The following is a 17,846-nucleotide window of genomic DNA, read 5'->3' on the forward strand; positions in this document are numbered from 1 at the left end:
TTACACCGGCATGCTCATGATGTCCTTGTAAGCGGACAGGAGTTTGTTGCGGACCTGGAGGGTCGCTTCGAAGCTGACCGACGCCTGCTGCTTGGCCAGCATGACTGCGGCAATGTCGGTCGTTTCGCCGCGTTCGAAGGCGGAAGCCGCCTCGCCGGCCTGGCTTTGCAGGCCGTTCACCTGCTGAAGCGCGGAGTTGAGCGCCTGGGTGAAGTCGCCGGGCTTGGAGCCCTGCGTTCCGCCCACATCCACGCCGCCGCCGACCGTGCCGGTCTGGGCGACGTCGCGCAGGGCGGCGTTCTTCTGGAGGATGGCGTTGCGGATCGCCATCACGCTGTCAGTCGGGGAAATGCTGGTCATGCCTTACCTCCCTCAAGCCGCTGCAAGTTCGCGCATCTCGGCGAGCCGATAGCGCAAGGTGCGTTCTGAAATGCCGAGCTTGGCGGCGGCGGCGGCGCGGTGGCCGTCCGTCTCGCGCAGAGCGGCGCGGATCGCGTCGAGCTTCGACTGACGGGCGACATCGCGCAGGCTGACCGTCCCGGCCGGAGCGGGCTCCTCGCCCACGACGCGGAGCTGCGGCGCACCAGCGATATGCAGGTCGTCGGCGTCGATCCGTTCCCCGTCGCGCAGGACGACGGCGCGCTGAAGCACATTGCCAAGTTCACGGGCGTTGCCCGGCCAGACATGGGCGGCGAGCTTGTCCAGCGCCGCGGTGGTCGGCCAGACAAACTCCTGCTGACGCAGCAGCATCGCGGCGGCGATGGCGGCAACGTCGCCGGGACGCTCGGCCAGCGGGCGCAACTCCAACGGCATGACGTTGAGGCGCCAGTAAAGGTCTTCACGAAAGCGGCCTGCGGCGACTTCATTGGCGAGGTTGCGGTTGCAGGCGGCGATGATGCGGACATTGACCGGCACCGGATGGGTCGCGCCGACGGGCAGCACTTCGCCCTCCTGCAGCGCGCGGAGCAGCTTGGCCTGGAGCGCCAGCGGCAGTTCGGCGATTTCGTCGAGGAACAGCGTCCCGCCGTCAGCGGCGAGGAACAGACCGTCCGAAGCAGCGGCCGCGCCGGTGAAGCTGCCCTTCTTATGACCGAAGAGCATGGCCTCCATCATGGTTTCAGGCAGCGCGGCGCAGTTGACGGCGATGAAGTCGTGAGACGTACGGCCCGACTGGGCATGAAGGAAGCGTGCCATGCCTTCCTTGCCGGTGCCGGTGTCACCCTGGATCAGCACGGTCGCATCGCTGCGGGCGACGCGCCCGGCGAGCGTCATGAGGCGGGTGCTGGCCGCATCGCCCACTGCCGGGACAGCCGCAGGGCGCGCCAACTCTGCAATCAGGGCGAAGGCGAAGGCCATGTCTTCAAGCGCGAAAGCGACACGGGCAGGCAGGCCATTGGCGGCCGGAACCAGTGAAGGCTTTCCGTCCACCAGGTTGATCAGGATATCGCGGTGCGTCGCATGGCCGATCTCGGTCGCCAACAGCACGCGCCGATTATCTCTGTCAGCGCCGTCGCGTTCACGAGGGGCCTGCGCATCGACGACGCGCACCATATAGAAGGCATTTTCTAGCCAGTGCTGCAGGCCCGGAACGAGCGCACAAACTCCACGGCTCACGTCAAGCGACGACATGACAGTCCCCAGTTCATCTTTGGCTGGCTTGTGCCCCCGCACGCCCCAACCCCCTTTCGATGCTCTGGAAAATGCCTTTGCATGGTTATCATCTGGTTAATGCGGCAATAACCTTGCCGGAAGGCGGCAATTTTCTTCCGCTTTGCCGCCGTCCAATGGCGGTCTTCCGAAAAGCGACACATGCAAAAGCCGCAGATTTCCGTGCTTTTTCAACTTTTTCAAAAAAAATCGACGCCGCCCCTAAAAGCTTTTTTCCGCCTGCCGTTATCCCCTTTCGAGGCCGCAAGCAGCCTGATGGCAGCGACCTGATAGTGAACGGAAAGGGATTATCATGACTGTTATCGGAACCAACTCTTCTGCTCTGCGCGCCATGAATGCTTCGGCTACGGCCAGCAAGTCGCTGAGCACCGCGATGGAACGCCTGTCGACCGGCAAGCGCATCAACTCCGCCAAGGACGACGCCGCTGGCCTCGCGATCGCAGCGACCATGAGCTCGCAGATCAAGGGCATGACCCAGGGCATCCGCAACGCCAATGACGGCATCTCGATGGCGCAGACGGCGGAAGGCGCGCTCGGCGAAGTCACCAACATGCTGCAGCGCATGCGTGAGCTGGCCGTTCAGGCTTCCAACGGCATCAACGACACGAACGCCAAGACCAATATCCAGACCGAAATCACGGCGCTCAGCTCGCAGATCACCAGCACTCTGGCGAACACCGAATTCAACGGCCAGAAGCTGTTCGACGGTACTGCCGGCACCGCTGGCACCGTGACGATCCAGGCCGGCGCCAACGCATCGGACACGGTCAGCATGAGCTTCGGCGACCTGTCGGCCCCGCTGGCGACCATCCTCGGCTTCGACGCTTCCACCGCCACCACGGCCCAGTTCGCAACGGCTTTGGGCAACGCCGCAACTGCCGGTAGCTTCGATGAAGCCATCCAGGCGATTTCGACCGCCCGCGCCGGCCTGGGTTCCGTACAGAACCAGCTGGAATCGACGGTGAACGGCCTGACCAACAACATCACCAACCTCAGCGACGCCCGCAGCCGCATCGAAGACGCCGACTTCTCGGCTGAAACGACCGCCCTCGCCAAGGCGCAGATCCTGAGCCAGGCTTCGACCGCGATGCTCGCCCAGGCGAACCAGAGCCAGCAGAACGTCCTGAAGCTGATCCAGTAATCCGGTCAGCGACCTTCAATTGACCGGCTGAGGTATTGGTCACCTTGCAGACGGTCATGTGACCCCGGAGCATCAAACAGTCCCCACCGCTCCGGGGTTTACACCTTCGATCAAACGGCCAGCATATCAGAAGCCTCCGTCCCCCCGGGCGGAGGCTTCACCGCTTTTTGGGCGGGCAAGGCTTGCAATGTGCCTGCATGCGCCCATCATGGCCGCCATGATGAAGATCGACAGGCGCGCCGTGATCGCCGCTTCAGGCGCAACGCTTCTCTTCCCCCGGTCGGCCTTGGCCCAGCGGCAGGCCGATCGCTTCTCCTGGGAAATGGTAATTGCACGCGCCCAGCGGCAGGCGCGCCAGCCCTATCGGGAAACGCCCCATCATCCCGGCGCGCGCAACGTCAATTACGACGCCTTGTACCAGGCGCGCTTTCGGGAGGATCGCACGATCTGGGGCAATTTGCCCGGCGACACCGGCGTTCAACTCTTCCCGCTAAGCGCCTCGGCCGAGCAGCCGGTCGAGATCGCGCTGGTCGAGAATGGCCGCGCCACCCCGCTGCGCTATGACCCCGACATCTTCGACGCGCCTGCCGACAACGCCGTGCGCAAGCTTGGCCCGAACGCAGGCTATGCCGGGTTCCGCATCATGAACGCGGCGCGCGACGGCGACTGGCTCTCCTTCCTGGGTGCCACCTATTTCCGATCGCCCGGCGCAACCAAGCAGTTCGGCCTGTCCGCGCGCGCGGTCGCGATCAACACCAGCATTCAGGGCAAGGAGGAATTCCCCCTCTTCACCCATTTCTGGCTCGAGCGCACCAGCCCCAGCAGCGTGACCATCTACGCCCTGCTCGACAGCGCCTCCCTCACCGGCGCCTACCGCTTCGTCAGCGAACGCACGACGCAGGGCGTGCGGCAGGATGTCGATGCCGCCCTTTTCCCGCGCCGCGCCATCACGGAACTCGGGCTGATGCCGATGACCAGCATGTTCTGGTATGATCAAGCCAGCCGATCTTCCCGTACGGACTGGCGGCCGGAGATCCATGATTCCGACCTTCTGGCGATCAGCAGCGCGGACGGCACGGCCCACGCCCGGCCGCTCATCAACCCCGTCGCCCCGCGCGTGGATGCGTTCACGGAACGCAACCCGCAGGGCTTCGGCCTGATGCAGCGAGACCGCAACTTCGACCATTATCAGGATGACGGCGTCTTCTACGAACGACGCCCCTCGCTTTGGGCCAGCCCACGCAAGCCGTTCGGCGCAGGCCAGGTGCGGCTATACGCCTTTCCCACGACCAGCGAATATGTCGATAATGTCTGCGCCTATTGGACCCCTGCCGCCGCGGTGCGCGCAGGCAGCCGGATCGATGCAAGCTACCGGCTCGACTGGTCGTCGGCGGGCGGACCAGCAAAGACAGGCGCGCGGCTCGACAATATCTGGACCGGCCAGGCGAACGAGGCGGGCGTCGATCGCCTGATCCTGGACTTTTCCGGCGTTGCCGCGGACGCAAAGCCCGACATATGGGTGGATGTGGCGGGCGGAGCGCTCGTGCGGAAAGGCGGCTATCCTGTCCTTCACCAGCCCGGCCTGTATCGCGTCGCGCTCGACATCCGGCGCGATAGCGGCAAAGCGGCCGATATCCGGGTCCAACTTCGCAACGGCAATCGGCCGTTCAGCGAATATGTGCATTATCCGCTGGGTGCTTGAAGGAACCGGCGATGTCCGGGCGCATTGTCGCGTCCGTTACGATTTCAGAACGGACAGAAGATGACGGCGATCAGTGACGTGCAGACCGACAGCCAGGCGGAGGCGCAAGCGCCCGCGCGCGGGTTCGAGCATGTGCCAGCCGAAATGCCGCTCGCCATGCCGGAACAGGATTTCCGCGAGCATCCCCGCGATTTTCCCCACCGGCCGCTGAACATCGATCAATGGGCCCGGCGCATGTTGGTCGTGCTGCTGGCGCTGCTGCCCGCCTCCATGGCCGCGCATGAGATGCGGCGCTCGATCGGGCTTGACGGCATCTCGCTGTGGGAAGGCGTCTATCTCGCCCTCTTCATCCCGCTTTTCGCCTGGATCGCCTTCGGCTTCGCCACCAGCCTCATCGGTTTCCTGACGCTCACCATGGGCAAGGGGCCGGGCGTTCGCGCCTATGGCGGGCAGTTCGCGGCCCCGCTTCGTGGCCGTACGGCGGTCCTTTTGCCCGTTTGCAATGAGGATTTCCTGGGCGTCATGGGCCGCCTGTCGATCATGGAACGGTCGCTGGCGCAGGTCATGGGCAATGAACGTTTCGAATTTTTCATCCTGAGCGATTCCAACCCGGCCAATGGCGAGATCGAGCGTGAAGCCTATCTGAAGATGCGCAAGGGCTTTTCGCGGCCCGTCCACTATCGGCGGCGTGCGCTCAATATCGGCCGCAAGCCCGGCAATATCGCTGAATGGGTGCAGCGCTTCGGCGGCGGCTATGATTATATGATCGTGCTGGACGCCGACAGCGTGATGAGTGGACAGACCATGGCCCGCCTGGCGCTGGACATGGAACGGCATCCCCATGTCGGCCTGATCCAGACCGTGCCGACGATCGTTGGCGCAGCGACCTTCTTCGCGCGCTGGCAACAGTTCGCAAGCCGCCTGTTCGGCCCGATTTCCGCAGCCGGCATGATCTGGTGGGCGGGCTCGGAAGGCATGTTCTGGGGCCATAACGCCATCCTGCGCACCAAGGCGTTCGCGCAGAGTTGCGGCCTGCCTGAACTGCCCGGCCGCGCGCCGTTCGGCGGGCACATCATGAGCCATGACATGATCGAGGCCGCGCTGCTGCGTCGTCGCGGCTGGGATGTGCACATGGTCATGGCGGACGACAGTTTCGAGGAATTTCCCCCTTCCCTCCCCGACCTTGCCACGCGCGACCGGCGCTGGTGCCAGGGTAATATCCAGCATGTGCCGCTGATCCCGAAGATCCGGGGCCTGCATCCTGTCAGCCGCTTCCAGCTGCTGGTCGGGGCATCGGCCTATTGCACCTCGCCCTTGTGGCTCGCACTGATGCTGGTGGTGCTGGGCGGCGCGCTCGCCGGGGTCTGGCCGCCAAGCGCCGTCCTGCCCTCAGGCGGGCTGCTGGCGCTGACGGCGGTGCTGCTGTTCGGGCCGAAGCTGCTCGCCATGGGTTGGGCGATGGCCGATCCCGCCCGCCGCATCGGCTTTGGCGGAGCCGCGCGCATGAGCCGGGGCGTCATTGCCGACATCAGCCTGTCGATCCTGATGGCGCCCGTCAGCATGCTCACCCAGACGATCAACCTGTTCGGCATCCTGATGGGGCGCAAGAGCAGCTGGAGCGGCCAGATCCGCGACCGCGACGGCATGTCGATGACCAGCGCCATCTGGCTTTTCAAATGGCATATCATGCTGGGCGGCGCGCTGACGGCGCTGGCGGTCAGGGGCGGCACATCGGTCGGCTGGATCATCCCGGTGGTGGCGGGCCTCGTCCTCGCCCCGGCCCTCGCCGCCCTCACCGCACGCAAGGACCTGGGCCAAAAAGCGCAACAGAGCGGGCTGTTTCAGGTCGCCGAACCCTGGTGGCGAACCCAAAGCTACCGACCGCCGCATTATCCGGAGCAGGTCAGGGGACGGCCTGCGCTTCAGCAGGCGGTCGCCAACGATGGATAATTAAGCGCGTTGTGCCAGCTTCCGCTGGAATGACGAAAGGTCAATCCCACTCCCGCAGCTTCTCGCGCAGCTTGTCGAGCGCGACCTTCTTGATCTGGCACACCCGCGCCGCGCCAATGTCCAGCGCCTGGCCGATTTCCTCCAGATTCAGTTCCTCGACGAAATAGAGTTGCAGCACCAGCGCCTCGCGCTGCGGCAGTTCGCCGATACAGGCGGCCAGCGCCTTCTTCAGCGACTCCCGCTCCATCACATCGTCCGCCCTGTCCTCGACATCGGCGAACCACATGGACTGGTCGGAATAGACCTCGTCCATGCTGGTATGCTGGACCATTTCACAGCCATCCGCCAATTCGCGGTAGGCCGCTGCGTCCATGCCCATCTCGGTCGCCATCTCCGCTTCCAGCGGCGCGCGACGTAATTGCTGTTCCAGCCGGTTTCGCACCGCCGCCAGCTGCTTGCGGCTGGCCATGGCTGACCGCGCCAGCGTCGCGCCACGGCGCAGATGATCGATCATCGCCCCGCGCACACGCAACTGCGCATAGGAGGCAAAGCCCAGCCCCCGATCCTCGAAACCGTTTGCCGCCTCGACCAGCGCAACCATGCCGATCTGCAGCAGGTCCTCGACCTCCACGGCACTCGAAACCCGGCCATGCACATGCCAGGCGATCTTGCGCACCAGCGGCATGTAACGCCGCGCGAGCTGCTCGGGGCTGTTGTTCGACCGGCCGTAGGTATTGGCATCGGAACCGGCGACGACCCTTTTCATATACATTGGTCAGTTCCTCAGGCGACACGTTCACGAGTGGGGAGCGGATCGTGGCGCGGCGCGGGCCGCTGCTCGCCGCCGACCACGGCGACGACTTCCACGCCCTTCCCATCGGGGATTTCCAGGAAGGACAGCACCGGCGTTTCCGGCAGATGCGGCTTGAACAGGCGGGCGAGCGCGCGGCGCGCCACCGGCGAGGTGACGATGGCGAAGTTGCGCGCCTGCCCCATGATCGGCCGGGCCGCCTGCACCACCGCTTCGATGATGCGGTTGGCGAGCGCTGGTTCGATCGGATGCTTGGCATCGCCAGCAACGCGCATGGCCTGCGCAAGCAGCGCTTCCAGGTCGCCGTCCAGCGTGATGACCGGCAGCGGCATCTTCACCGGCACCAGCCCCTGGATGATGAGCGATCCGATGCGCTGACGAACGGCTTCCACCAGCTGCTCATGGTTCATGTCGGGCCGCGCGGCATCGACCATCGCCTCGCAAATGCGGCGGAAGTCCTTGAGCGCGATCCCCTCGGCCAGCAGCGCGCGGCACAGGGCCGAAATCTGCGTGAGGCTGAGCGCGCCGGGCGTCAGGCCGTCGACCAATTGCGGCGCGGCGTCCTTCAGATTGTCGAGCAGCTTGCGCGCTTCGTCGAGGCCGAACATCTCGCTCGCGTTCATGGCGATCAGCTGGTTGAGATGCGTCGCGACCACCGTCGGCGGATCGACCACGGTATAGCCGGCTACGACGGCTTCACTACGCTTGGCGGGCGAAATCCAGACGGCGTCCAGGCCAAAGGTCGGGTCCTTCGCCTCGCGGCCGGAAACCACGCCTTCGAGCGCGCCGCTGTCCAGCGCCAGCAGATCGTCGGGATAAATCTCGTCCTCGCCGACGACCACGCCCGCGATGGTGATGCGATACTGATTGGGCTCCAGCGCCAGATTGTCCTTCACCCGCACCATCGGCACGACGAAGCCCAATTCCTTGGACAGTTGGCGGCGGATGCCGGTGATGCGGGCCATCAGCGGCGCGCCCTTGCGCTCATCGACCAGGCTGATGAGGCCGTAGCCGATCTCCAGCCCCAGGATCGCGCCGTCCGAAACGTCATTCCATTCGATGACGGCGGGATTGGCGGGCTCCGGCATCGGCGCAGGCTCGGCCGCCTTCGCCTTCGCGGTCTTGCGCAGCTGCCAGGCGATATAGCCCGCCACCGCGGCGGCCGGCAGGATGATCATGTGCGGCATGCCGGGCAGTATGCCAAGGAAGGTCAGGATCGCGGCGACCGGCACCCACGCCTTGCTCGACCCGAACTGACCGGTGATCTGGTTGGAAAGATCGTCTTCGCTGCCGACGCGCGTTACGATGGCGGCAGCGGCGATGGACAGCAGCAGCGCGGGAACCTGCGCCACCAGCGCGTCGCCGATGGCCAGCACGATATAGGTCTGCGCCGCCTCGCCCATCGACAGGCCGTGGCTGACCACGCCCAGAATGATGCCGCCCACGATATTGATCGCCAGGATCAGGATACCTGCGACCGCGTCACCCTTCACGAACTTGGACGCACCGTCCATGGAGCCGTAGAAGTCCGCTTCGGTCGCGACTTCGCGGCGGCGGACCTTGGCTTCCTCGGGCGTCAACAGGCCGGCGTTCAGGTCGGCGTCGATCGCCATCTGCTTGCCCGGCAAGGCGTCCAGGGTGAAGCGCGCGCTGACTTCCGACACGCGGCCCGCGCCCTTGGTGATGACGACCAGGTTGATGATCATCAGGATTGCGAAGACGAAGATGCCCACGACATAGTCGCCGCCGATCAGGAAATGGCCGAAGGCTTCGATGACATGGCCCGCCGCGTCCGACCCTTCATGGCCCTGCACCAGCACGACGCGGGTGGAGGCAACGTTCAGCGCCAGCCGCAGCAGGGTCGCGAACAGCAGCACCGTGGGGAAGCTCGAAAAATCCAGCGGCTTAGCGGCGTTCAACGCCACCATCAGCACGGCCAGCGAAATCATGATGTTGGTGATGAAGCCCAGGTCCAGCATGAACGCGGGCACCGGCACCATCATGAACAGCACGACCATCAACGTCGCGATGGGCAGCACGGCCCCCTTGGCGGCGCTCATCCAGATCTTCGCTTTGACTTGGGCGGGAGTCATAGTTGGCCGTTACCTTCCGAGGGTGGCGAGCATGAGATAGGCGAGGCGCGCGGTTTCCGGCTGCGGGCGGATGCTGGTGACATCGGCCGCTGTCGCGAGGCGCTGGGTTTCGATCCGCACATAGTCGGCGGGCTGCACCGTCTTCGCACCTTCCGGCAGCGAAGCATCGGCATATTGGATGGGACCGGTGTTGATCGAATCGACGCCGCGCTGAAGCTTTGACGCGAAGCGATCACGGATCTCCGCGAAGCTGCGGGGGTTGCCGGAGCGATCATAAAAGATGGAACGGTTCGCCCGCGCCGCTGCCGGGAACATCGACGCGGCCGTCGCATTGGGCGCGCGGTCGTGGACGGACAGGAACTTGCTCGCCCCACCCACGCCCAGGAAATGCGCGAGGTACAGATCGACCGGCTCGGCCTCGCGACCCAGACGCTGCTCCAGGTAAGCCTTGTTGTCGGCCGCATGCTGCGCAGCCATGACGGAGGCTGTTTCGGGATGATTGCGCAGGTCGAGAATCTGCTGCCGCATTTCCGGATCGGCGACATAATAACGGCCGTTCTGTCCCCGGCTGATCATGTCAGCCGCCCAGCCCAGGCCATATTCGCTACCATGCTTGTCGATGACGGCAAGCCAGCTCTGATCGACAAATTGATACAGGCCCCGCGCGGAGGAAGTCGTCGCGCGCGCCGTGGGATTAAGGCTGCTTTCGATCTTCGCCTGGCCCAGCAGATAGGCGAAATCGACGCCCGTCCTGCGGCTCGCCATGGCGATCGCGTTGGTCACGCGATTGCCGGTCGAAGCGCCTGTCGCTGATATGTCTGCAAAAGCCGACAATGAAATAATCCCCGTTGGTACCGGGGAGCATTAGAGCAAGGCTTATGCCAAGATTTGGTTAACGCACACTCCATAAATGTTGATGGCGCGTTCAGCATGAAAGAAAAAAGGCGCCACATGGGCGCCTTTCGGTATCTCATCAAACTCCGTTCGCCCTGAGCCTGTCAAAGGGCGCGCGCCGGCTTCGACATTCGAATGAGGCGAGTGACTCATTCGAACAGCCCGAACGAAACGGGGGTATCACCGGGATGCTTACCGCCCGTAAACCAGCGGCGCTTGCGTCGAGCCATGCGCCGCCAGCAGCGCCAGCCGCTGCCCGGCATGATCGGTCAGCACATTGATCCGCACCCGCGCCGCTTCGATCAGCGGCAGCAGCGATGTCACACGCTGCCGAATGGCCTCATCAGCGCGCCACGCGCCAATCGCGCGCACGGCGGCGGCGCTGTTGCTCACCCGGCTGGCAGCGGCGTCGATCGCCGCCACATCCGTCCCGTCGAGCGCGACGCGCAGCTCCTCGAAGGCCGAGAAGAGATCATCCAGCGCTGCAAGCCCGAGCGGCATGGCGAATATTACCCGTTAACCGGCAGATCGAGCGCAAGCATCTTGTCGGCGATCGCGGCCGGATCGACCGGATAATTGCCCGATGCAATGGCGGCCTTGATCGCGGCTATGCGGTCGAAATCGACCGGCGCACCTTCGGCCGCCATGCGCGCCGCCGGGCTTGCCGAAGCAGATGAAGAAGACACGGCGTCCGTTCCCTTTTCCGCAAAAGCGCGCGTTTTGCCGCTTTGCGCCAGACGGGACGCCTCTATCGCGGCACTTAAATTCTGGCCGACAGATTTGATCATGGCTTACTAATCCTTCACTCGTCCCGCTCACCCTATAACGGCAGGGTTCAGAAATCATTAAATCCCGGAATGCGCACTGTTCCCATTCCTACCACCTGGGCCAGAACGGGGGCCGCTTTCTTGCCTTCACGTACGCGGATCGTGTCGCCGACCGCGCCATCCTCGTCCGCGACCATGATGCGCGAGACGCTGAAATCCGCATTGCCCGCGACCAGTTGAACCGGGTCGCCCCGCTTCACCACCATGTCGCGCTGAGCCGCCCGAGCCACCGCGCCATAACGCGCGGCCGGTGCCGCCGCCGCAGCGCCGCCGCCCGCCAAGGGCACACGGATGCGCCAGCCCAGGGCATCGCACTTCACGATCGCCGCGCCGAACACCGGCCCCTCGACGCTGGGCGTTCCAGGGCAGGCCGCCAGCCGCAACCGGCGATCGACCGGAGCCATGGGCCCGCCGGGCTCGCCGATATTGGCGCCCACGGTCATGGCGACTAGGCCGTCGATGCGGTCCAGATTTTCGAACTTCTGCTGCGCCAGCGCGGGCTCGGCACCCGCTGCGGACAGCAGGATGAGGGCAGTGAGGGGCAGCTTGTTCACGGCAGATCTCCGGATACGGGCAGATTCATGCCATGCATTAAGCAATGCTTATGCCTAAGAAGCGGTTAACGCTGAGGGACAGCGGCGCGGCCGATGCGGATCACTTGGCCCTTGCCGCTCGCCCCATCCATCTGGTCGAGCCCGCGGATGCGCAAGCGGTCGCCCGCCAGCCCCCGCGCCTTCAACTCCCGCGCCACCGCGCCGAGCCGCGCGGCAGCCAGGTCCCACTCGTCGAACCGCTCCCGCACCGGGTCAGTCCCCTCACTCATGAGGTCGAGCATCCCGCCGCCGGATCGCAAGTCCGCCGCCACCCGCGCCAGCCGCGCCCTGCCTCCATCGGACAACAGCGCTTCGCCCGGCAGGAACAGCTCCGCCGCGCGCAATTCCACGTCTTTCGCGATCGCGCGCCCGCCAAATTGCTGCCGCACCTGCGCTAGCATCGCGTCCCGCTTCTGCCCGCTCGCCTGCAACAATATGAAGAAGCCGAGCAGCAGCAGCAGCAGATCGGCAAAGCTCACCGCCCATCGATTGCGCCGGGCCTGGGATGCAGCCGCCGTCATCATGCAACCTCGCGGATGGACGCCCGGCGCATCGGCACATTTTCCCGGCGCGCGATGGCCAGCATGTGGCCAACTGCTTCCTTCTGCCAGGCAAGCTCCCGCTCCGACAGATCGGCAAGCCGCCCGGCGATAGGCGCGGCGATAAGATTGGCGATGACCACGCCGTAAAGCGTCGTCAGCAGCGCCAGCGCCATGGCGGGGCCGAGCGCCGCCGGATCATTCATGGCCGCGAACATGCCGATAAGGCCCAATATCGTCCCCGCCATGCCCAAAGCAGGCGCGGCATCCGCGATCGACAGCCAGACGTTGCGCGCGCTCGCATGACGCCGCGCGCGATCGGCCAGCGCCTGCGCCGCCCAGCTATCGAACTGTTCGGTCCGGTCGCTATTGGCAAGCCGTCGCGCCGCTTCCGCCAGGAACGGGTTGGCCGTCTTCACCCGGTCCGTGCAGGCGAGGCCACGCAGTTGCGCGACCTGATCGATCTTCAGCATGGCCGCTCGCGCCGCCATCTGATCCTTGTCGGGATCGCCACGGAACAGCGGCGGCAGGGCAGCGAATGCGCTGCCCAAGGCCGATACGCCGTTCTGGAACAGCGCCACTACGCCCACGCCCGTAATCATCACGATCAGGGTCAGGGGGTCAAATAGCTGCGCCAATATCGCGATCATCGAAACATCCCCCATTCACCCGAAACAACGGCGGCAAAGCCCTGCAGCCAAGCGGCAAAATATTGCCGCCCCTGCCGTCCTGTTCCTGCAACACCGCGCTTTTCCGCCATTCCCGTCCTTGCCGATGCGTCACCCACGCAAATTGGCACGGCTCTTGCGAATACCCGTTCGGATCACCCGCGGTTCACGCCTTCAGGCATCAGAACGGCGGACGGACCGCAACTTTTAGGCCCTCGGGCAAAAAGACGGAAAAGAGACAATGTCGCTGGAAGACGGACTGTTCGGGATACATGGAAAGGCGCTGGCGCTTCGCTCGCAACGCCTGTCCCTGCTCGCGTCCAACATCGCGAATGCCTCCACGCCGGGCTACAAGGCCCGCGACATCGATTTCGAGTCCGCCCTCAAGGAAGCGACCACGCGCCAGCAGGGCAGCGGGATCGCGGATGTGTCCAAGGCGGTGGACGACAGCATGGGCTATCGCGTGCCGCTGCAGCCCAGCCTCGATGGCAACACCGTCGAACTCAGCACCGAACAGACGCTGTTCGCTGAAAACGCCGTCAAATATCGCACGACCCTGTCCTTTCTGGAGGGCCGCATCAACACCATCACTCGCGCGCTGAAGGGAGAATGAGCATGAGCGGCTCGGGTCCCATGAACGTCTTCGACATCGCCGGCCGCGCCATGAGCGCGCAGCTGGTCCGCCTGAATGCCACCGCTTCCAACATGGCGAATGCGGGCAATGTCACCGGCAGCGAGGCGGCAGCCTATCGCGCCATCAAGCCCGTGTTCGAATCGGTCACCGACAAGCCGGGCGTTTCCACGGTGAAGGTCGCCAATGTCCTCACCACCGACGCCAAGCCCACCAAGCGCCACGATCCCAACCATCCGCTCGCCGACAAGAATGGAGACGTATGGGAAGCGGCCGTGGATAGCAGCGCGGAGCTGGTCGACATGATCGAAACCGCCCGCATGTATCAGAATAATGTGCAGGTGCTGAACACCGCCAAATCCCTCATGCTCGAAACCATAAGGATCGGCAAATGAGCACGACCTCCACTGTCACCGACAGCGCGGGCCTGTCCGTCTATAATCCGTACAAGAATGTCGGCACGGGCAAGTCGGAAATGGGCCAGGCGGACTTCCTTCGCCTGCTCACCGCGCAGATGCAGACGCAGGACCCGTTCGAACCGATGGATAATGCGCAGATGGTGTCGCAGATGGCGACCATCACCAACTCGAGCGGCATCGCGGAAATGAACCAGACGCTGAAGGGTCTCGCCTCGCAGCTGACCGGCTCGCGCCTCGGCGATGCGGCCAGCTGGATCGGCAAGTCCATGCTGGTCCAAAGCAACATCATCGCCCCCGACGCTTACGGCCAATATACCGGCCAGGTCACGTTCAAGGACGCGACCAGCGGCGCGACCGTCGATCTGCTCGACGGCAACGGCAATGTGCTGAAGACCATCGACCTGGGCAATCAGGACGCAGGGAACGTCAATTTCTATTGGGACGGCAAGGACGAAGCGGGGAACACCGTCGCCACCGACGCCCTCAAGATCCGCGTCAATGGCGCGTCCCCAACCCGCGTCGCCAGCTGGGCGACCATCGCCGCCGTTCAGTCACCCGCCGACGGCAGCGCCTCCAAACTCATCACCGCGCTCGGCACCTATAGCCCGTCCGACGCCATTTCACTCGCCTAACATCTTATAAAACAATCCTTTTCACCCAAGGAGCAACGCCATGTCCTTCTACATCTCGCTTTCGGGTCTCAAGGCCGCTCAGTCGGACCTTTCGACCATTGCCAACAACGTCTCGAACGTGAACTCGACCGCCTTCAAGAAGAGCAAGGCCGTGTTCGGCGACATCTTCGCCGCCGCGCCGATGCAGACGACCACCCAGGTCGCAGGACAAGGCGTGCGCACGCTGGGCATCAGCCAGCAGTTCACGCAGGGCACGATCGAAACCACCGACAAGACGCTGGACCTCGCGATCACGGGCGAAGGCTTCTTCACGGTCAAACGCACCGGCGACAATCAGGTCAGCTTCACCCGCAACGGCGCTTTCTCTGTCGATGAGAACCGCAATGTCGTCGATACGACGGGTTCGCATCTTCAGGTTATCCCGGTCGATCCGACCACCGGCGTTCCGACCGTCACCGTCAACAGCAGCCTCACTGCGGCTTCGCTGGTCGACCTGCAGGTCCCGACCAACTGGCCGGCGGGCGGCACCGGCAACCAGCTGACGAGCGTCGGCGTCGGTCAGGACGGCATGATCACCGGCGTCTATGCCGATGGTTCGACCGTCTATCTGGGCGCGACCGCAATCGCCGCGTTCAACAGCCAGGAAGGTCTGCGCCAGGGGGGCGACGCCCATTGGACCGCGACTTCGGCGAGCGGCGCGGCGATGTTCGGCACTGGCAATAGCGGCCTTTACGGCGCAGTCCGCTCGGGCGCGCTGGAGCGTTCGAACGTGGACATCACGGAAGAACTGGTCAGCCTGATCTCGGCGCAGCGCAACTTCCAGGCGAACTCGAAGGCGATCGAAGCAGCCAACACGCTGTCGACCACCATCGTGAACATGCGCACCTGATAGCTGATCGCCCGCAAGAATAAGGATAGCCCATGGACCGGCTCGTCAACACGGCACTCACCGCAATGCGCGGCGCGATGGCGCGGCAGGCGGCGATTTCCAACAATCTCGCGAACGTCAACACGGTTGGCTTCCGCGCGGAGATCGCCAATGCCGAGACGCGCTGGATCAAGGGCGACGGTTTCGACACGCGGGCGCAGCAGTCCGAACAGGTGATCGCCGCCGACATGGCGCAAGGCGCGGTCACCGAAACCGGCAATCCGCTGGACGTGGCCATGAACGGCGATGCTCTGCTCGCCGTTCAGGCCCCGGACGGCAGCGAAGCCTATACGCGCCGCGGAGACCTTAAGGTCTCCGACAGCGGTCTCCTCACCACCGGCGACGGCATGCCCGTGCTTGGCGAGGGCGGCCCCATCACCCTGCCCGCCATGGACAGCGTCTCGATCGCGCAGGACGGCAGCATCTGGGGCGTGCCCCAGGGCGGCGAAGCTTCCAACCCGCAGCAGATCGACAAGCTGAAGCTCGTCCGCCCGGTCGGCTCCAGCATCGCCAAGGGCGTGGACGGCCTGTTCCGCGAAACCAATGGCGGCGCGCTCCCGCAGGACCCGCTGGCGACCGTCACTGGCGGATCGATCGAAGGCTCCAACGTCAACGCCACCTCCGCGCTGGTCGATATGATCGAAGCCAGCCGCGCCTGGGAAACACAGGTCAAGCTGATCGACACCGCAAAGCAGCTGGACGACGGCGGCGCATCGCTCATGCGGCTTGATGGTTAATTTGGCACGAACCTTGCTTTTCGCTGACCAAGCCTAACGGCATCACGGAGTTAGACCATGAGCAACGCAGCCCTTCACGTCGCCCGCACCGGCCTCGACGCGCAGAACACGAAGATGCGTGTGATCGCCAACAACCTGGCGAACGTCAACACGACTGGCTTCAAGCGCGACCGCGCCGACTTCGAAACGCTCGCCTATCAGCAGATGATCGCGGCGGGCGCCAATTCGGACGCCGAAAACAAGTTCGCCACCGGCCTCAATCTGGGCTCGGGCGTGTCGATGCAGGGCACCAGCAAGATCAACACGCAGGGTACGTTGCAGCAGACCGGCAACGCGCTCGACATGGCGATCGAGGGCTCCGGCTTCTTCCAGGTCCAGCGCCCGGACGGCACCATCGCCTATACCCGTGCAGGCAATTTCAGCACCACGGCCGAAGGTATGATCGTCACCAGCGACGGCATGCCGCTCGTGCCCCAGATTACCGTGCCGCAGGGCGCAACCGGCGTCACCATCGGCAATGACGGCACCGTCACCGCTACGCTGCAGGGCCAGACCGAACCGACACAGCTCGGCCAGGTCGAACTCGCGAGCTTCATGAACCCCGCCGGGCTTCAACCGATCGGCGGCAACCTGCTCGCCGAAAGCGCGGCCAGCGGCACACCGCAGGTCGGCATTGCGGGCCTCGACGGCCGTGGCGTCATCCGCGCCGGCAATCTCGAAACCTCCAACGTCAATGTGGTCGAAGAGCTGGTCGACATGATCGAAACCCAGCGCGCCTATGAGGTCAATTCCAAGATGATCAAGGCGACCGACGAAATGCTCCAGTACGTTAACCAGCAGCTGTGAGGTTGACGATGCGGAAACCCAAACCTCCGTTCGCCCTGAGCCTGTCGACCCGGCAGGGCGGCGCAGCCAACGGCACGCGCAGGGCTTCGACAAGCTCAGCCCGAACGGCCGTCGTTTGCTTTATGCTGGCAGCCCTCACCGCCACCCCGGCAATGGCCGGCAAAAAGCGGGATGCCGAGCGGCAATTTTATGCCCCCACCGTCGTTGCCGCTCCTGCCGCCCCGCCGGCCAATGGCTCGATCTTCCAGGCGTCGATGGGCTACACCCCGCTGACCAGCGGCGCGCGCGCGCAAAGCGTGGGCGACATCATCACCATCGTCCTGGTCGAACGCACGCAGGCGACCAAGACCAACAGCGCCGATACCAGCCGCAGCGGCAATATCGGCCTGACGCCGCCGAGCACCGGCCCGCTGTCCAAGCTCTTCTCGTCCACCGACATTGCCGCCAGCGGAGACCAGGGCTTCACCGGCAAGGGCAACGCGACCCAGTCCAACGCCCTCAACGGCGAGATCACCGTGACGATCGCGGCGGTCTATCCCAATGGCACCATGCTGGTGAAGGGTGAGAAGGCGCTGACGCTCAACCGCGGCGACGAATTCATCCAGATCAGCGGCCTTGTCCGTCAGGCGGATATCAGCCCGGACAACCGCATCGCCTCGACCCGCGTGGCCGACGCCAAGATCATCTACACCGGCAAGGGCGAAATCGCCCGCGCGAGCCGCCAGGGTTGGCTGCAGCGCTTCTTCTCGATGATCAGCCCCTTCTGA

General features: G+C 64.6%; 21 protein-coding genes. 11 read left to right on the forward strand and 10 right to left on the reverse strand.

Annotated elements, in window-relative coordinates; genetic code table 11:
• Nucleotides 1–360: a flagellar hook-basal body complex protein FliE gene (gene fliE / locus ACZ5Y5_RS09495; RefSeq protein ID WP_464808401.1), complete on the reverse strand. Its 360-nt coding sequence runs from the start codon at nucleotides 358–360 to the stop codon at nucleotides 1–3.
• Nucleotides 361–372: 12 nt separating this feature from the next.
• Complete coding sequence (locus tag ACZ5Y5_RS09500) at nucleotides 373–1,629, reverse strand: sigma-54 interaction domain-containing protein (protein WP_464808402.1); 1,257 nt, start codon at nucleotides 1,627–1,629, stop codon at nucleotides 373–375.
• Nucleotides 1,630–1,688: 59 nt separating this feature from the next.
• On the opposite strand from ACZ5Y5_RS09500, the gene ACZ5Y5_RS09505 reads away from it, so the two are divergent.
• The 4 genes from ACZ5Y5_RS09505 (at nucleotide 1,689) to mdoH (ending at nucleotide 6,461) form a co-directional block, all read left to right on the forward strand.
• Complete coding sequence (locus ACZ5Y5_RS09505) at nucleotides 1,689–1,964, forward strand: hypothetical protein (RefSeq protein ID WP_464808403.1); 276 nt, start codon at nucleotides 1,689–1,691, stop codon at nucleotides 1,962–1,964.
• Nucleotides 1,961–2,809, forward strand: coding sequence for a flagellin N-terminal helical domain-containing protein (locus ACZ5Y5_RS09510; protein ID WP_464808404.1), 849 nt, complete (start codon nucleotides 1,961–1,963; stop codon nucleotides 2,807–2,809). Before ACZ5Y5_RS09505 ends, ACZ5Y5_RS09510 begins: the two co-directional genes overlap by 4 nt.
• A 217-nt stretch (nucleotides 2,810–3,026) precedes the next feature.
• The gene (locus tag ACZ5Y5_RS09515) at nucleotides 3,027–4,511 is read left to right on the forward strand and encodes an OpgD/OpgG family glucan biosynthesis protein (protein ID WP_464810512.1); all 1,485 of its coding nucleotides are present in this window, start codon (nucleotides 3,027–3,029) and stop codon (nucleotides 4,509–4,511) included.
• Between the two features lie 60 nt (nucleotides 4,512–4,571).
• Nucleotides 4,572–6,461, forward strand: a complete 1,890-nt coding sequence (mdoH, locus tag ACZ5Y5_RS09520) for a glucans biosynthesis glucosyltransferase MdoH (protein ID WP_464808405.1) — start codon at nucleotides 4,572–4,574, stop codon at nucleotides 6,459–6,461.
• A 40-nt stretch (nucleotides 6,462–6,501) separates the two neighbouring features.
• Here the strand turns inward: mdoH and ACZ5Y5_RS09525 are convergent, their stop codons facing one another.
• The 8 genes from ACZ5Y5_RS09525 to ACZ5Y5_RS09560 all read right to left on the reverse strand — a co-directional run bounded on the left by ACZ5Y5_RS09525 (nucleotide 6,502) and on the right by ACZ5Y5_RS09560 (nucleotide 12,868).
• Nucleotides 6,502–7,233, reverse strand: coding sequence for a FliA/WhiG family RNA polymerase sigma factor (locus ACZ5Y5_RS09525; protein ID WP_464808406.1), 732 nt, complete (start codon nucleotides 7,231–7,233; stop codon nucleotides 6,502–6,504).
• A gap of 11 nt (nucleotides 7,234–7,244) precedes the next feature.
• On the reverse strand, nucleotides 7,245–9,365 hold the full coding sequence (flhA, locus tag ACZ5Y5_RS09530; RefSeq protein WP_464808407.1) for a flagellar biosynthesis protein FlhA: 2,121 nt from the start codon (nucleotides 9,363–9,365) through the stop codon (nucleotides 7,245–7,247).
• A gap of 9 nt (nucleotides 9,366–9,374) precedes the next feature.
• Nucleotides 9,375–10,199 carry a lysozyme family protein gene (locus tag ACZ5Y5_RS09535; RefSeq protein WP_464808408.1) on the reverse strand — a complete coding sequence of 275 codons (825 nt, stop codon included), beginning with the start codon at nucleotides 10,197–10,199 and terminating at the stop codon, nucleotides 9,375–9,377.
• A 252-nt stretch (nucleotides 10,200–10,451) separates the two neighbouring features.
• A complete protein-coding gene (locus ACZ5Y5_RS09540; protein ID WP_464808409.1) occupies nucleotides 10,452–10,760 on the reverse strand; it encodes a hypothetical protein in 309 nt (102 codons plus the stop codon).
• An 8-nt stretch (nucleotides 10,761–10,768) separates the two neighbouring features.
• Complete coding sequence (flgM, locus tag ACZ5Y5_RS09545; protein WP_464808410.1) at nucleotides 10,769–11,047, reverse strand: flagellar biosynthesis anti-sigma factor FlgM; 279 nt, start codon at nucleotides 11,045–11,047, stop codon at nucleotides 10,769–10,771.
• A 47-nt stretch (nucleotides 11,048–11,094) separates the two neighbouring features.
• Nucleotides 11,095–11,640 carry a flagella basal body P-ring formation protein FlgA gene (locus ACZ5Y5_RS09550; RefSeq protein ID WP_464808411.1) on the reverse strand — a complete coding sequence of 182 codons (546 nt, stop codon included), beginning with the start codon at nucleotides 11,638–11,640 and terminating at the stop codon, nucleotides 11,095–11,097.
• Between the two features lie 65 nt (nucleotides 11,641–11,705).
• Entirely contained in the window at nucleotides 11,706–12,203 is a 498-nt protein-coding gene (locus tag ACZ5Y5_RS09555) for a flagellar motor protein MotB (RefSeq protein WP_464808412.1), read from the reverse strand.
• Complete coding sequence (locus ACZ5Y5_RS09560) at nucleotides 12,200–12,868, reverse strand: motility protein A (RefSeq protein WP_464808413.1); 669 nt, start codon at nucleotides 12,866–12,868, stop codon at nucleotides 12,200–12,202. Before ACZ5Y5_RS09560 ends, ACZ5Y5_RS09555 begins: the two co-directional genes overlap by 4 nt.
• 259 nt (nucleotides 12,869–13,127) lie before the next feature.
• Between ACZ5Y5_RS09560 and flgB the strand changes: the two genes are divergently transcribed.
• From flgB to ACZ5Y5_RS09595, 7 genes are all read left to right on the forward strand, one after another.
• Nucleotides 13,128–13,499 carry a flagellar basal body rod protein FlgB gene (flgB, locus tag ACZ5Y5_RS09565; RefSeq protein ID WP_196224334.1) on the forward strand — a complete coding sequence of 124 codons (372 nt, stop codon included), beginning with the start codon at nucleotides 13,128–13,130 and terminating at the stop codon, nucleotides 13,497–13,499.
• 2 nt (nucleotides 13,500–13,501) lie between these two features.
• Nucleotides 13,502–13,912: a flagellar basal body rod protein FlgC gene (gene flgC / locus ACZ5Y5_RS09570; RefSeq protein WP_464808414.1), complete on the forward strand. Its 411-nt coding sequence runs from the start codon at nucleotides 13,502–13,504 to the stop codon at nucleotides 13,910–13,912.
• Nucleotides 13,909–14,568, forward strand: a complete 660-nt coding sequence (locus ACZ5Y5_RS09575) for a flagellar hook assembly protein FlgD (RefSeq protein ID WP_464808415.1) — start codon at nucleotides 13,909–13,911, stop codon at nucleotides 14,566–14,568. The genes flgC and ACZ5Y5_RS09575 overlap by 4 nt, the downstream gene beginning before the upstream one ends.
• A gap of 40 nt (nucleotides 14,569–14,608) precedes the next feature.
• Complete coding sequence (locus ACZ5Y5_RS09580; RefSeq protein WP_464808416.1) at nucleotides 14,609–15,457, forward strand: flagellar hook-basal body complex protein; 849 nt, start codon at nucleotides 14,609–14,611, stop codon at nucleotides 15,455–15,457.
• A 32-nt stretch (nucleotides 15,458–15,489) separates the two neighbouring features.
• The gene (locus tag ACZ5Y5_RS09585) at nucleotides 15,490–16,233 is read left to right on the forward strand and encodes a flagellar basal body rod protein FlgF (RefSeq protein ID WP_464808417.1); all 744 of its coding nucleotides are present in this window, start codon (nucleotides 15,490–15,492) and stop codon (nucleotides 16,231–16,233) included.
• 57 nt (nucleotides 16,234–16,290) lie between these two features.
• Nucleotides 16,291–17,079: a flagellar basal-body rod protein FlgG gene (flgG, locus tag ACZ5Y5_RS09590; RefSeq protein WP_464808418.1), complete on the forward strand. Its 789-nt coding sequence runs from the start codon at nucleotides 16,291–16,293 to the stop codon at nucleotides 17,077–17,079.
• 122 nt (nucleotides 17,080–17,201) lie between these two features.
• A complete protein-coding gene (locus tag ACZ5Y5_RS09595) occupies nucleotides 17,202–17,846 on the forward strand; it encodes a flagellar basal body L-ring protein FlgH (RefSeq protein ID WP_464808419.1) in 645 nt (214 codons plus the stop codon).

The organism is Sphingobium sp. TomTYG65 (assembly GCF_055395525.1).

Excerpts from the sequence above, each read along its gene's own strand:
- ACZ5Y5_RS09575 (WP_464808415.1), top strand. The coding sequence starts at position 13,909 with ATGAGCACGACCTCCACTGTCACCGACAGCGCGGGCCTGTCCGTCTAT.
- flgM (WP_464808410.1), bottom strand. The coding sequence starts at position 11,047 with ATGATCAAATCTGTCGGCCAGAATTTAAGTGCCGCGATAGAGGCGTCC.
- fliE (WP_464808401.1), bottom strand. The coding sequence starts at position 360 with ATGACCAGCATTTCCCCGACTGACAGCGTGATGGCGATCCGCAACGCC.
- flgC (WP_464808414.1), top strand. The coding sequence starts at position 13,502 with ATGAGCGGCTCGGGTCCCATGAACGTCTTCGACATCGCCGGCCGCGCC.
- ACZ5Y5_RS09510 (WP_464808404.1), top strand. The coding sequence starts at position 1,961 with ATGACTGTTATCGGAACCAACTCTTCTGCTCTGCGCGCCATGAATGCT.
- ACZ5Y5_RS09580 (WP_464808416.1), top strand. The coding sequence starts at position 14,609 with ATGTCCTTCTACATCTCGCTTTCGGGTCTCAAGGCCGCTCAGTCGGAC.
- ACZ5Y5_RS09585 (WP_464808417.1), top strand. The coding sequence starts at position 15,490 with ATGGACCGGCTCGTCAACACGGCACTCACCGCAATGCGCGGCGCGATG.
- flhA (WP_464808407.1), bottom strand. The coding sequence starts at position 9,365 with ATGACTCCCGCCCAAGTCAAAGCGAAGATCTGGATGAGCGCCGCCAAG.
- flgG (WP_464808418.1), top strand. The coding sequence starts at position 16,291 with ATGAGCAACGCAGCCCTTCACGTCGCCCGCACCGGCCTCGACGCGCAG.
- ACZ5Y5_RS09555 (WP_464808412.1), bottom strand. The coding sequence starts at position 12,203 with ATGATGACGGCGGCTGCATCCCAGGCCCGGCGCAATCGATGGGCGGTG.
- ACZ5Y5_RS09595 (WP_464808419.1), top strand. The coding sequence starts at position 17,202 with ATGCTGGCAGCCCTCACCGCCACCCCGGCAATGGCCGGCAAAAAGCGG.
- ACZ5Y5_RS09500 (WP_464808402.1), bottom strand. The coding sequence starts at position 1,629 with ATGTCGTCGCTTGACGTGAGCCGTGGAGTTTGTGCGCTCGTTCCGGGC.
- ACZ5Y5_RS09515 (WP_464810512.1), top strand. The coding sequence starts at position 3,027 with ATGATGAAGATCGACAGGCGCGCCGTGATCGCCGCTTCAGGCGCAACG.
- mdoH (WP_464808405.1), top strand. The coding sequence starts at position 4,572 with ATGACGGCGATCAGTGACGTGCAGACCGACAGCCAGGCGGAGGCGCAA.
- ACZ5Y5_RS09525 (WP_464808406.1), bottom strand. The coding sequence starts at position 7,233 with ATGTATATGAAAAGGGTCGTCGCCGGTTCCGATGCCAATACCTACGGC.
- ACZ5Y5_RS09505 (WP_464808403.1), top strand. The coding sequence starts at position 1,689 with ATGCTCTGGAAAATGCCTTTGCATGGTTATCATCTGGTTAATGCGGCA.
- ACZ5Y5_RS09540 (WP_464808409.1), bottom strand. The coding sequence starts at position 10,760 with ATGCCGCTCGGGCTTGCAGCGCTGGATGATCTCTTCTCGGCCTTCGAG.
- ACZ5Y5_RS09560 (WP_464808413.1), bottom strand. The coding sequence starts at position 12,868 with ATGATCGCGATATTGGCGCAGCTATTTGACCCCCTGACCCTGATCGTG.
- flgB (WP_196224334.1), top strand. The coding sequence starts at position 13,128 with ATGTCGCTGGAAGACGGACTGTTCGGGATACATGGAAAGGCGCTGGCG.